Origin of the sequence: Proteus sp. CA142267 (genome assembly GCF_003336825.1) — a bacterium.
Lineage (GTDB): Bacteria > Pseudomonadota > Gammaproteobacteria > Enterobacterales > Enterobacteriaceae > Proteus > Proteus terrae.
Genome location: NZ_QPMG01000007.1, coordinates 60,680 through 73,998 on the forward strand (window position 1 = coordinate 60,680; position 13,319 = coordinate 73,998).

The window sequence follows — 13,319 nt, forward strand, 5'->3', positions numbered from 1 at the left end:
CTTTATTAATTGAATAGGTAAAACAATGCATGTAATGCTTTTTAGAAAGCGAAAAATTGTTTCAATCTTCGTTTCTCTATCGCTATTTTCTCCTTGCTTTTATCTGCAAGCCAAAGAAGATAAAACCGATCTTGGTCATATTCAGATTTCTGATAATAAAGAAAAAGATAAACAGGGTTATTCACAAGTTTATGAGAAAGATGTTTCTAATGTTTATTTAGGAAAAGAGCTATTAGAGCGTTATCAAGGCGTTTCCCCCGCTGATTTACTAAAAAGCGCCATTGGTGTTTATAGTGGCGAAGCGCGTAATGGGGGAGCGCTTGATCCTAATATTCGAGGTATTCAAGGGCAAGGTAGAATACCTGTGACTGTCGATGGTACAGAGCAGGCAATTACTGTTTATCGAGGTTATAGTGGCGCATCTAATCGTAATTATATTGATTCTAATCTGATTAGCAGTATCTATATTGAAAAAGGTCCCTCATTAACACCTGATATGAAAACCGGTATTGGTGGCGGTATTGCGATAAAAACCTTAGATATTCGAGATATTGTACCTATTGGCGATTCTTTTGGTATTAACTTTAAAGGGGATATTAGTAATAACTCCACACGGTATAAAGAAGTCTATTTAGATATGCTCGGAGATTATCGCAATTATCCTTATTTCTATCATCATGGTTCAAAGGTCGTTGATCCAGCTTTAGAAATAACCCCTCAAAAAAATAAAGATTGGCACTTTCATGATCATTCATTTCGACTTGGGATTGGTTTTGAAAAAGAAAAATTTAATTTATTATTTACCTATGCACTGCGAGAAAAAGGAAATTATTTAGCAGGAAAAAGAAATACAGAAGCTTATCTCGAAACGGATGATATGAAGGCAATCCATTCTATTGATTATAAATTAAGGTTAACGCCTTATGTTCCTTTTATTGCCCATATTTATCGTCCTGGTAATGAAGTCCCTAATACCTCCAGTCGTAATCGTTCCTTTTTAGTAAAAGGAACATTATTCCCCGAATCAACACACCGTTTTTCGATTAACTATCGATACACAGACTTACTGTTTGGCGATATTATGCCTCTGAGGCTAGAGTGGGCTCGTTACGAAAAAAATGTTGTGACTCAATGGCCATTAGCAACGATTAATCAACAGGCGGGAATATTAACTTATCAGTGGAAACCAGAAGATAAGCAAGCGGATTTACTGTTACGTTTATGGGGTAATTTAACTTCTGGGCATACGAATACTCGTGGTGGTGAACCCAGAGTATCAATGGAGATTGATTATGAAGAACGGTATTTATCTAAATGGGATGCAAAAGTAGATACCCGTTTTATTGATACAGCATCTCTTTATCAAGAGAACAATCGCTATGGCGTGGATTTATCTTCGATATTTAAATTATCGCCTCAATTTTCTATTTCATTTTCCAGTAATTATCAATTTGAAAAATTAGACAGTGATGAAATTAAAATTCCTGAAAATTTTGATTTTGTTACCTCAGGGAGAGCAGGACAACGTCATGAAATTAATTTAGCCCTTTCCACAGATTGGAAGCCACTTTCTTGGTTAGCTATTACTGCTGGCGGAAAATATCATTATTATCATTTAACGGATACTTTTTTAAATAATAAGCGACGGAATAACGTAAAAGGTTATGAGAAACCCCCTTCTATTAGAGGATATATAGTAAGTTATAAAAGAACATTGACACAGGAAGAGTGTTATTTAGTTGGCACTCTATGTGGAATTACGGAACAACAGTTACCAGAAAAATATAAAAGAGTAATAAGAGATCCTGAACTTAGAGAAAAAAGAAGGATAGTACAAGCGTATAAATTAACTCATCCAGAGTATGAAAAACTACCTGATAATATAAAAAAAGAAATTAATCGTAAAATAAAAATCTCAAAACAAATGCATTTTGAAAATAGAACATATCTCCGTGATGAGAATGGAAATGTTGTTTTCAACTCTACTACTATGAGACCAATGAAAACAGAGTTATTATATTGGGGTTTTGATGAATATGGAGAGTTATTAAAAAGCAATAATATTTTGTTAAACGGTTATATTAATATTAATGAAAAAGTACCTGATCCAATTACAGGTGAATTAGTTAATAAATATGAAATGGGCGTTTCTAATCCAATACCTATTTATCTTGATGATGATAAAGATAGTTTTGCACCAGAGGCCAGCTATCATCATGGCGCATTTTCACCCTTAGTGTCTGCGACGGTATATGCCAACGATATATTGCGTTTTTATGGACGTTATACTGAGCAGCTACGGTTACCCAGTTTATTTGAAGATACCAGTGGTTTTTCTGGGTCAAAAGCGCGTTATTACGGTTTTAAATTAAAACCCGAGCGTGCGAAAAGTGCTGAGTTAGGTGTTGTGTTTGATTTGACAGATTGGCTAAATGTGGAGCGCCATGCCGATATTAAAATTAACTATTTTCGTACCAATATTGAAAATGTGTTTGATAGAGATGCGAATTGGCAAATTAGGCAATTTGAAAAGCAAATATTAGAGGGGTTAGAGGTTCAAGCTCGCTTTGATAATGGCTTTATTTTTATGGATACGGCTTTAGTTTATAGCCATAAAAATAAAGTATGTGATAAAAATGCCTTTAGTAACTACGATCCTTCAGGGTTATTAGGTGTTAAACAATGTATGACGGGGGGTTATCCCGGTGGTTTTTTACGTACTTCTATCCAACCTAAATATTCGGTTAATTTACATTTAGGGACTCGTTGGTTAGATAATAAATTAGAAGTTGGAAGTCGTTGGCTTTATTCATCAGAAGTGGAAAATAAAGATGAAAAATGGCTAAAAGAAAAATTACCACGAGAAATGTATGGCAGAAATAACAACCCAATGCGTTGGGCAAAAGTCTTTACCGTTGATGCTTACATTAACTATCAATATAGCCCTAATTTATCTTTTGAAATAACGAGCAGTAATTTATTAAACGAATACTACATTGATCCTTTAACGCGATCAGGTATGCCTGCACCCGGAAGAACATTCCGATTAGGTGTGACTGCACAATTTTAACTAAAAGAGAGTAAGGAGCTTTTATTTATGTTGGCACTTTCTGTCAGGCAACCGCTTAATATTTATTATTGGCTAATTGGCATATCATTAGTTTATATCGTCGTATTAAGTTGGGTGTTGCGTTCACTTTCTATGACAGAAAGTGCACACCATATTCATCAGCAACAAGAAAATACATTATCCGTTTACCAAGTGGTATTTTCACCGCCTCAACAATCAACAGTGGTGCCGGAACCTTTAGTGGAAACGGAGCCACAAGAAACGCCCATTGTTTTACCCATTGCCGAAAAAGGGGAGTTTGTTGAAGCACCAAAGAAAATACCTGAAAAAATAAAAGAAAAGCCCACACCTATAAAACCAATTACACCTGTAAAAAAACAGGTGGTGCAAGAAAAAGTAGAGCCGATAAAACAGCGTGATTTAGAAAGCCAAGTAGCGCAAACGACTTCAGAAGCCTCGGCAGAAAGCTTGACACAACATACGGCAAATTCGTTAGCAGGAAGAAGTCATGCATTAAGCGAGAAAGGAATAGGGCAAGGCGAATCTGATAATCACTATATTAGTTCACTGCGTCGAGAAATAGAGCGTCATAAACGTTACCCATCACAAGCACGTCGTATGCAACATGAAGGTCAGGTGGTGGTGAGTTTTTCACTCACATCTGAAGGCACGATTTCAAGGGTTGAGATAGAAAGTACCTCGGGTATTTCTTCCCTTGATAATGCGGCTATTGCTGCGGTTAAACGCGTAAAACCTATAGGTCCTAAACCCGAAAACCTATTGAACCCTTTGATTGTTTCATTAGATTTTCAATTAAATTAATAAACTAACGAAAACACCTGAGTGCGACTTGGACTTGGGTGTTTTTTTATAAAATTGTTTTTTGTGCGCTCATTCTCATTTTTCCGATCACAAACCCACAAATCCTTGTTGTTAATGATATTGATTATGATTAACATTAATAATTGCATTTATTATTTAAAGTAAAGATATTTACTTGGAAAGTGGTCATGTTTAAATCCGTTGTCTCTATTGCCTGTGTTTTTATTTTTTCTTTCATTGTTAATACAGCAAATGCTTCTGATGTTGGCGCTGATAGCCAATCTTGGCCTCGCACTTTTATCAACGTTGATGGCACTAAAACTGAAATTAAAACAAAACCTCAGCGTATTTTATCGGCATCAGTTTCTATCACAGGAACGCTCCTTGCCATGCAAGCTCCGGTGGTTGCCAGTTCAACGGCGGCAAATGGCCAATTTTTTGCCCAATGGGATAAAGTAGCAAAAGAGAGAAATGTTGAAAAGCTATGGTCTGCGGGCAGTGTTTCATTAGAGATGGCTTATCTTTATGCACCTGATTTAATCGTTGTTTCTGTAAATGGTGGTGATACGGTCTATCCTCAAGTTGAACAATTTAAACAAATTGCGCCTACCATTGTTTTAGATTACGGCAAACAGAGCTGGGAAAGCTTGGCGTTACAATTGGCACAAGCCACAGGACAAGAAGAAGAGACCAGTACACTATTACAGCGTTTTGCAAAAAAAGTAAAAGAGGGGAAAGAAGCACTACAACTCCCTGAAGGTCAGGTCAATATTATCTCTTATTTTGGTGCTGGTACTGTTAATCCCGTTTCGCTAACCACCAGCCCTCATGCGGTATTATTACAACAACTCGGTTTCACCATTGAAAGTGCAGATCTTGCGTGGCAACCGAAAGATAAACCTGTTTCAGATTTTGTGTGGGCTCAATATGAGCATTTAACACAACTCACTGCACCTACAACGTTTCTATTAAGTGGAACCGCCAAAGAAGCCGATGTATTTATGGCTGATCCCATTCTTGCAAATCTGCCTTCTATAAAAAATAAGCAAGTTTATGGTTTAGGTGCAAACTCGTTTCGTATTGATTATTACAGCGCGCAAGAAATTATTAGTGATATGGTTGCGCGTTTTAGCCAACAGAAGTAATAACGCATGTTGACTTCTCACCACAGCATAAAGTGGGGAATAAGAAGCGCTATTCTTCTATTGCTCTGTTTTGCACTATTAAGCTTATTTGTAGGAAGCCGAGCTGTTTCTATACACACAACATGGCAGGCTTTTATCGATTTTGATACGACAAATAGTGAGCACTTATTAGTGCGCTATTTGCGCTTTCCTCGCACATTATTAGCGATAGTGATTGGTGTCGCATTAGGCGGAGCCGGAACACTAATGCAAGCTTTGACACGCAACCCACTTGCTGATCCGGGCTTGTTTGGCATTAATGCTGGGGCTATGGTCGCGATTGTCTCTTTAATTGCGCTAACGGGGATCACTGACGTCACTATTTACATGTGGTTTGGTTTATTAGGCGCTTTCTTCGCGGGTATTGGTGTTTATCTTCTTGGCGGGGTAAGACACGGACTTAACCCTGTGAGAATGGTGCTTGCAGGTGTTGCTCTCTCTGTTGTTTTGCTCGCTATTACACAGCTTGTTACGGTAAATAGTGATGAGCGCGTTTTCGATCAATTCCGCCATTGGGTTGTGGGTTCATTACAAGGACGTAGTTTTGATGTTTTGTACCCGATTACAGTATTAGTGGTCATTGGAAGCGTGATTGCTTACTCACTCACACGTTCGTTAGATATTGTGACTTTAGGTGATGATATTAGCCATGCGTTAGGGGCTAACCAAAAAAGAGTCTGGTTATTATCAGCCTTTGCAATAGTGCTTCTTGCAGGGAGTGCAACCGCAGCCGTTGGGCCTATTAGCTTTTTAGGATTAACCGCTCCTCATTTTGCTCGTCGTTTAGTCGGTGCTGAATATCGACGTATCTTACCTATGTCAATGCTGATTGGTGCATTAGTGATGTTAGTGGCAGATTGCTTAGGGCGGTTAATTGGTACGCCGGGAGAAATTAGCGTTGGTATTATGATCTCACTGATTGGCGGGCCTTTCTTTATCTATCTGGTTAAACGTTGGCGGATCATTACATTATGAAACTTAAAAATAATGAGATTATCTGCCAATTGGGTACATGGTCTTGGATCTTCTCTCCAAAAGATATCATCATCGCCTTTCTTTTATTTTTATTGATGATTTCTCTCGCATTTTTCGCTCTGACAACAGGTAAATTTCCTATCGAATTTTCTACATTGATAGATATTGTTGTTGGGCAATCAGAAGGCGGTATTAAAGAAAAAATCGTCATGGATATCCGTTTGCCTCGTCTGCTTACCGCAATGGGAGTTGGTGCTGCATTAGGTATTTCAGGGGCTATTTTCCAGTCAATTTCTCGTAATGTTTTAGGTTCACCGGATGTTATTGGTTTTACGACAGGTGCAGCAACAGGTGCATTACTTCAAATCATTATTTTTAATGGCACAGTTGTGGATATCGCTATTTCTACGTTAATAGGCGGAATGGCAACGGCGCTAATTGTTTATCTGCTGTCATTAAAAAATGGTGTTATGTCTGGTTACACCATGATTTTAATTGGTATTGGTGTCGGTGCCATTTTACATGCTTTTAATGGTTTATTGTTGGTAAAGGGCAATATTGATAATGCCATCATGGCTAATCTTTGGCTTGCGGGCTCACTAAATGCCCGTACTTGGCAACATGTTTATCCTACCTTTATTGGTTTACTGATCCTTGTTCCACTTATTATTTTTTACGCTAAGTCATTAACGTTAATGGAAATGGGTGATGATATGGCACAGCAATTGGGTGTCCATGTAGGTAGAGTTAGATGGGTGATGATTTTTAGTGCCGTATTACTTGCCTCATTAGCGACAGCCAGCGCAGGGCCAATTGCCTTTGTCGCACTCGCTGCACCTCAATTAGTGATCAGATTAAGCCATTCAGGAAAGTTACCCATTGTGGGCTCTGCATTAATGGGAGCACTCCTTTTACTTTCTGCTGATGTGTTATCACAAAGCCTACCCATCAATATCACGATGCCTGTTGGTTTAATGACAGGTGTTATTGGTGGACTTTATTTGTTGTGGTTACTGACAAGAAAACAGAGAACTTAAAATAATAATAAAGGAAATAAATATTTACTAACTTAAGGATGAGTCATGGGATGGTCGCCAGAAAGACTAATTAAACATTTGGGATGTAATGAGAGTATTTTATAAATCGTCTAATGGCATGCTCTATGGCATGAAAGGTATAGACTTATGTCTACTGTTCTTACTCTACGCGCTAAAAAAGCCACAATAACAACACTTGTACAAACGGCTTTATTAGGAACTTTATGTATTGCTGTTCCTAATGTAAATGCACAAGAAATAGAAAAAACGTCAACGTCACAAGACAACAAAAAACACGATGAAAAAGTGGATGTATTAATTGTGACGGGTGAAAAACTGAATAAATCTATTTATGACACAGGCTCAAGTGTCACGGTTTATGATGCGAAAAAAATAGAAGCCACACCAAATGCAGATGTGAACACACTACTGCAAATGACTCCCAACATTGTTGATAACGGAAACAGCAATGCTTTACCTGCTATTCGAGGTGTTGATGGTTCAGGGCCTGCACAAGGTGCGATTGCCTTTTTAGGCGGTACTCGCCCCAGAGTTAACTTCTCCGTTGATGGTCGTTCATTTACCTACAACGAATTTGGTTATGGTGCTCAATCGTTATGGGATGTGAATACCGTTGAAATTTTCCGTGATCCGCAAAGCTATGTTCAAGGTCGTAATGCGATTGCTGGTGCGATTTTGGTGAAAACTCAAGATCCAACATTCTATTGGGAAAATGCTGTAAAACTGGGTGCGGGTCAGCAAGATCTTCGTGAATATGCAGTGATGACTTCAGGGCCACTGATTGAAGATAAACTAGCATTTCGTTTTACCGCAGAAAGACAAGAGCGTGAAAGCTTTGTTCACATGGATAAATACTCACCAACGGGTGATCCACGCGATATCCATTCCAATACATTTCGTGGAAAACTGCTTTATGACTCTTTAGATGATCCTGATTTCAAAGCCAAGTTAACAGTCAGCCATCTTGATAGTCGATCACCGCAAAATGAAGCCAATATGGCGAGTAATTTAGCGCCAAATGCACCTTCACGTTTTCGTCCTGTGATTAAACGTAAAACAACCAGTGGTATTTTAAATACAACATGGGAAGCGAATGACAATTTAAGTGTTGAAAATACTCTGATTTATACTGATTTTTCAACACGCCGCCTCACTGAAGCCCAAAGCCCTCGTGCGGATATTGATGCTAAAGAGTTTGAGTTTGAACCGATGCTTCGTTTTAAAACAGACAGTGAGGCATTAAGCGGAATTTTTGGTTTACGTTATTTCCACGCCAAACAAGATGAATTTGTAAATATCTTTGGTGGTAGTTATTTTGATGATAAAACAGAAACGGCTTCTGCTTATGGTTCATTAACTTATGCACTGTTTCCTGAAATTGATATCACATTATCAGGGCGCTTTGAACGAGAGCACCACACTCGTAATGGGGGAAGTGCAGCCGTTGCTATCGATTTTGATGAAACTTATAACACGTTTCTCCCTAAAGCAGATATCGCATGGAAACCTGCCGTGAACCAAACCGTCGGTTTTGCTGTCGGACGAGGCTATAACGGTGGTGGCGCAGGTGTGACTATTGGTAAGCCAATTGTTACTTACGTATATTCACCCGAATATGTATGGAACTATAGCCTCTATACACGTAATAGCCTGTTGGATGACAAGTTGAGTGTTATGACAAACTTGTTCTATAACGATTATAAAGATATGCAACTGCCATTCTATTTAGGGCCAAACTCTTCCACCATTCGTAATGCGAAAAAGGTTGAAACTTATGGTGCTGAATTAACAGTTGCTTATCAGCCAATAGACGCTCTTGAATTAAATACAGGTGTTGGTTTATTAAAAACTAAAATCAAAGACTTTGGTAACAGTGGTATTGAAGGGAAAGAGTTAGCTAGAGCACCAAGTTATACTGCAAATGTCGGTGCTAAATATCAATTAACACAAGCGATGGATATTAGCGGTAATGTTCAGTTCTCGGGAGATTATTTCTCGAATGCGAATAATGCAGATAGCGGCAAAGTAGATAGTTTTTGGTTAGCTAATTTACAGCTTGGCTATAACTTTAAATGGGGTAGAACAACGTTATTTGCTCAGAACTTATTTGATTCTGATAAACGAATTCTTACTCCAGATAATAATAAAGATACTGCTATTTACCAACGCCCTCGTATGATTGGTGCTTCAGTAGAAGTTCGTTTCTAAATATAAATCACAGCAAAGGGTGGTGTTAATTTATCACCCTTATTTTGCCTAATGTGATCATTCAATAAAAAGATAATGTTATGCACAATAGCCGATTACAGACACACAGTTTAAAATTGGGATATCAACAGACAACGATTTGTCAAGATATTTCGCTTTCTATTCCTGATAAAAAGGTCACCGTCATTATTGGCCCCAATGGTTGTGGTAAATCAACGCTATTGCGTAGTTTGTGTTGTTTATTGAAACCATTATCAGGCCATGTTTCATTAGATGCTCAGCCTTTAACGTCATTACCGACCAAAAAACTTGCCTGTCAAATCGCGTTATTACCACAAACGATGCAAGCGCCTTCTGGGATCACTGTGGCTAATTTAGTAGCAAGAGGACGTTTTCCTCATCAAAGCTTTATGCATCAATGGAGCCGAGAAGATAAGTTAGCCGTAGAAACTGCAATGAAAGAGACTGGGATTGTAGAATTTGCAGATAAAACAGTGGATTCGTTATCTGGCGGTCAACGGCAACGTGTTTGGGTAGCGATGATATTAGCGCAACAAACCGAGATTTTACTGTTAGATGAGCCAACAACATATTTAGATATTGCTTATCAAATTGAATTACTCAATATATTTCGAAAGCTTAATCAGCAACAAGGACGCACCGTCGTCGCTGTTTTACATGACTTAAACCAAGCGTGTCGTTATGCCGATTATTTGGTGGTGATGGTGAAAGGAAAAATCATTGCGCAAGGAGAGCCAAAATCTATTATCAATCAAGCGCTAATCAAACAGGTTTTTGATTTGGAATGCCAAATTATTCCTGATCCTGTTGTTGGGACACCGATGATTGTACCTTGCTAACTATATAACTAACTATATTGCTGGCTATATAGCTAAGAAATAAAAAAGCGGCTTTAGCATAACTAAATACCGCTTTTAGATTTGAGTTAGCATAAACAAATTACGCTGTTTTTGGCCATTTATTGGCAACCCAAAGTCCACTCATTTTCATCGAATACCCAAATAGAACGCCAACGATTAATGAAGGGATGGTTTGAGCGAGATCCCCTTGAGCGGCAAATATAGTACATGCTCCAATAAAAGTGCCGGGAATATAAGCAAGTAGTGCACTTTTAGCTTGGATACACATCACAAAGGCAATAACACCTGTGACAGCATAGCCAAAAATAGAAATATCACTAAAGACTTGGCTACCATAAATAATCGCTAATGCCCAAATCACGCCACTCATAATGGTAGCCATAGTGACAGCTAATCCTTTAATACCTTCTTTAGGATAAGCAAAATAGGCGGTGCAACCCAAAAAGCCAGCCCAGCTTAATAAATCAAATTGATTAGCAATAAATGCCCAAATGGCAGAAAGAATGCCTGTTGTCAGCGCAGTAAAATAAAGCGTTCTCACGATAGACTCTTAAATATAAGGGGGATATTTACCCAGTTAACTAAAAACGAAGTTTAGCATTGTCATTGACTGATTTTCTATATTTAGATCATTAAAATGCACATTTAATAATGGTATTAATACGTGTTAGATATATTGTTCTTTATTCAAGATAGAAAAAATAAAAAGTAAACGATTGCGTAATAAATTTTATTTATTAAATGTAAAAATAAATATTTAACTACGTATTATTTATTGATATTTAATTTATTTTTATTCTTCAATAATATGAATATAAAGAGTTCGAAGAGAATAAGGACAATTGTTTTCGGTTTCAATTAGTGTAAAACCATGTCTTTCATAAAGTTGAATTAGATTTTTATTATTTTCGCATTCTAATATAATGATCCTACCACCAATAAGAGCTTTTGCTTCTGATAAGACGGCATAACATTCAAGATTAACTTTAAAGGATAAAGAGAAGTAAGCAAGAATTTCACCATTATCATTTAATATTAAATAGGTTCGTGCATTATTAGTTTGCTCAAATCTTATTGCTTTAGTAGAAGAAGTTAAAAATTTCTCAACGTCACTATTTAAATTATTAGAAAAACTACCTAAGAGCTTAATTGTTATTTCTTTACCAAACTCTTTTAGTAGTTTTCCAAGTTGGATAATCGTTGTTTTAATAACGCAATTCCTTGTCTATTTTCTGTTTCGTAATTCCGTTTTACTATTTTTATATGTCGAGGATAACTTAAAGCATTCTGTATAAGTTCAATAGACTGTTTGTCCTTAACAATAAAATTTTTACTAAAAGAAGTCGTGGCCATTGATATCTCCTATGATTTTCTTTCTGGAAAATATAGTAATGTTGATTAGTATAAATAAGGATTAATTGTTTAAAAAACAAACTACAAAGATGAGTAAAGCTATCACTTAATTATTAAAAAACGACTATAGCGTGTAAATCGAACTTACCTGCTATAACCGTTAAGTTAAGGTTTACACGGTATAGCAGGTAAGCTGCTAAATATTGGCTAATCTTGCGGAGCGTGTTTTCATTCCATTCAATATTTTACTGCTAATTTCAGAAGGAAAATCATCAGGTAGTTGTTGTTTTACGCGCTTGATGGCATCGTCCATTTCTTTATAAAAATAACGAAGAATATCAGTCATCAATGAAGGATCGAAACTGGCTGCTTCAGCTGTTTGGTAAAAATGGCGAGGAAAAATTTGCTCTATGGAATATTTTTTGCCTCGGCTTGCCTGTAATCCCATAGCGAGTTTTGCATCTCGTGGATTAAGTCCTCGTCCTCCAAAATTGGGATAGATAGACATGATGTCATAAAGAGGCGTGAGGTGAAAACGTCCTTCTTGATTGATAAAAACAGAGAAATTCTTTGCATGCCCATCTGTTGCAGCTAAAAGCCAAAATAGTACTTGTGCCTTCATAAAATGAAAACGGTCTTGATCAGCATTTGATGAACCAAGCAAATAATTCATGATATCAATAATGCCAGGCCCCCCTTCATTTTCATATTTTAGAGCTGAAGGTATATTTAGAATTTGGCAAAAATCTTCTTGGGGTAAGCGGATTATCCACGATTTATCTGATGAGTATTTTCTATCAAAGCGTTCTACAGCAAGCGCTTTAATATTTTCTGTTTTAACAATAAAACAGTGAGGAACAGGAAGATCAAATTCTTTGGCAATTAAGGTACAAAGATATTCATTTTCTACACTATCGGATAAATCCATTGTATAGGAATGCCCTTCAATAACACCAATGGGTAGCTTAATAATATGTGTAGTCGGCGTATTATTGTGTGGCACACACCAATGATCATCTTTTAAAAGTAATGCTGTTTTTTCTTGCGCTCCAGCGATAGAAATTCTGAAATCAGTATATTCTTCAAGCATACCGAGTGGTGTATTGGATTGATATCCTAATAGTATTTTTTCAAGTTCAGCGTTATCAAGTTTGTTATATTCTATTTTTTTTATATTAGCTGGCGTACTACTACTAGGAAGTAACCGTAATGCACCAACCGTATCTGCACCCACGGCAGTTAATAGATCAAATGGTTGATTTGAGTTTGCATTATAGCGACTCACAATACGATTTCTAATTTCAGGATTATCAGGTAAAAGATTATCAAAGAAATTATAGACACAATCTCCTTGATATTCTTGAAGTTGTAGTGGCATAGAAAGAGATATAGGGCGACTTCCTGGTTGATTAACCCAATCTTCAGCATATTGGAATGAATGCGCACCTGAGCTTTTTTTAGTAAAAATACCCACATAATATTCATTCATATACACATCAAGGCTCGCCATTTACCACTCCTCTTTCCATTCACTTTTGTGTGCTAAATTATTTTTAGCATCTTTAGGATGAATTTCCATCTCTAAATTTAGTGCGGAGAGCAGTTTAAAAAAGGTTTCTAGCTTGGTGGAATTAGGATTAAGTTCAAAATTGGACACGGTGTCTTGTCGAATTCCCACTTTTTGGGCGACTTTACCTTGAGAAAGTTTTTTTGTTAATCGGACATCTTTTAGATGGACGCTGAGTTGATAGGCGTTAATTATAATCAT

The 13,319-nt window shown here is 37.1% G+C and carries 11 protein-coding genes; 7 read left to right on the forward strand and 4 right to left on the reverse strand.

What is annotated here, in order from left to right; translation table 11 throughout:
• The first annotated feature begins 25 nt into the window (after positions 1-25).
• The 7 genes from C0T34_RS12460 to C0T34_RS12490 all read left to right on the forward strand — a co-directional run bounded on the left by C0T34_RS12460 (position 26) and on the right by C0T34_RS12490 (position 10,177).
• The gene (locus C0T34_RS12460; protein WP_098941518.1) at positions 26-3,070 is read left to right on the forward strand and encodes a TonB-dependent receptor; all 3,045 of its coding nucleotides are present in this window, start codon (positions 26-28) and stop codon (positions 3,068-3,070) included.
• A 27-nt stretch (positions 3,071-3,097) separates the two neighbouring features.
• Positions 3,098-3,892 carry an energy transducer TonB gene (locus tag C0T34_RS12465; protein WP_109850238.1) on the forward strand — a complete coding sequence of 265 codons (795 nt, stop codon included), beginning with the start codon at positions 3,098-3,100 and terminating at the stop codon, positions 3,890-3,892.
• A 188-nt stretch (positions 3,893-4,080) separates the two neighbouring features.
• Positions 4,081-5,037: a Fe2+-enterobactin ABC transporter substrate-binding protein gene (gene fepB, locus C0T34_RS12470; protein ID WP_098941516.1), complete on the forward strand. Its 957-nt coding sequence runs from the start codon at positions 4,081-4,083 to the stop codon at positions 5,035-5,037.
• 6 nt (positions 5,038-5,043) lie between these two features.
• Positions 5,044-6,051, forward strand: coding sequence for an iron ABC transporter permease (locus C0T34_RS12475; RefSeq protein ID WP_098941515.1), 1,008 nt, complete (start codon positions 5,044-5,046; stop codon positions 6,049-6,051).
• Positions 6,048-7,088 (forward strand): iron chelate uptake ABC transporter family permease subunit, encoded by a 1,041-nt coding sequence (locus C0T34_RS12480; RefSeq protein ID WP_109850239.1) that lies wholly within the window; start codon positions 6,048-6,050, stop codon positions 7,086-7,088. The genes C0T34_RS12475 and C0T34_RS12480 overlap by 4 nt, the downstream gene beginning before the upstream one ends.
• A gap of 147 nt (positions 7,089-7,235) precedes the next feature.
• A complete protein-coding gene (locus C0T34_RS12485; protein WP_109850240.1) occupies positions 7,236-9,317 on the forward strand; it encodes a TonB-dependent receptor in 2,082 nt (693 codons plus the stop codon).
• An 80-nt stretch (positions 9,318-9,397) separates the two neighbouring features.
• Positions 9,398-10,177 (forward strand): ABC transporter ATP-binding protein, encoded by a 780-nt coding sequence (locus tag C0T34_RS12490; RefSeq protein WP_109850241.1) that lies wholly within the window; start codon positions 9,398-9,400, stop codon positions 10,175-10,177.
• A 100-nt stretch (positions 10,178-10,277) separates the two neighbouring features.
• Here C0T34_RS12490 and C0T34_RS12495 read toward each other — a convergent pair whose 3' ends face one another.
• The 4 genes from C0T34_RS12495 to C0T34_RS12515 form a co-directional block, all read right to left on the reverse strand.
• Positions 10,278-10,739 (reverse strand): DUF1097 domain-containing protein, encoded by a 462-nt coding sequence (locus C0T34_RS12495; RefSeq protein WP_098941511.1) that lies wholly within the window; start codon positions 10,737-10,739, stop codon positions 10,278-10,280.
• Between the two features lie 632 nt (positions 10,740-11,371).
• Positions 11,372-11,551: a hypothetical protein gene (locus C0T34_RS12505; protein ID WP_088494147.1), complete on the reverse strand. Its 180-nt coding sequence runs from the start codon at positions 11,549-11,551 to the stop codon at positions 11,372-11,374.
• A 196-nt stretch (positions 11,552-11,747) separates the two neighbouring features.
• Complete coding sequence (locus C0T34_RS12510; protein ID WP_109850242.1) at positions 11,748-13,061, reverse strand: type II toxin-antitoxin system HipA family toxin; 1,314 nt, start codon at positions 13,059-13,061, stop codon at positions 11,748-11,750.
• Entirely contained in the window at positions 13,062-13,319 is a 258-nt protein-coding gene (locus C0T34_RS12515) for a helix-turn-helix domain-containing protein (RefSeq protein WP_072070485.1), read from the reverse strand. It abuts the gene before it with no gap.

What these genes read in the sequence shown, in the direction of transcription:
- C0T34_RS12505 (WP_088494147.1), bottom strand. Translation starts at nt 11,551, where the DNA reads ATGGCCACGACTTCTTTTAGTAAAAATTTTATTGTTAAGGACAAACAG.
- C0T34_RS12515 (WP_072070485.1), bottom strand. Translation starts at nt 13,319, where the DNA reads ATGATTATAATTAACGCCTATCAACTCAGCGTCCATCTAAAAGATGTC.
- C0T34_RS12475 (WP_098941515.1), top strand. Translation starts at nt 5,044, where the DNA reads ATGTTGACTTCTCACCACAGCATAAAGTGGGGAATAAGAAGCGCTATT.
- C0T34_RS12465 (WP_109850238.1), top strand. Translation starts at nt 3,098, where the DNA reads ATGTTGGCACTTTCTGTCAGGCAACCGCTTAATATTTATTATTGGCTA.
- C0T34_RS12485 (WP_109850240.1), top strand. Translation starts at nt 7,236, where the DNA reads ATGTCTACTGTTCTTACTCTACGCGCTAAAAAAGCCACAATAACAACA.
- fepB (WP_098941516.1), top strand. Translation starts at nt 4,081, where the DNA reads ATGTTTAAATCCGTTGTCTCTATTGCCTGTGTTTTTATTTTTTCTTTC.
- C0T34_RS12460 (WP_098941518.1), top strand. Translation starts at nt 26, where the DNA reads ATGCATGTAATGCTTTTTAGAAAGCGAAAAATTGTTTCAATCTTCGTT.
- C0T34_RS12480 (WP_109850239.1), top strand. Translation starts at nt 6,048, where the DNA reads ATGAAACTTAAAAATAATGAGATTATCTGCCAATTGGGTACATGGTCT.
- C0T34_RS12510 (WP_109850242.1), bottom strand. Translation starts at nt 13,061, where the DNA reads ATGGCGAGCCTTGATGTGTATATGAATGAATATTATGTGGGTATTTTT.
- C0T34_RS12490 (WP_109850241.1), top strand. Translation starts at nt 9,398, where the DNA reads ATGCACAATAGCCGATTACAGACACACAGTTTAAAATTGGGATATCAA.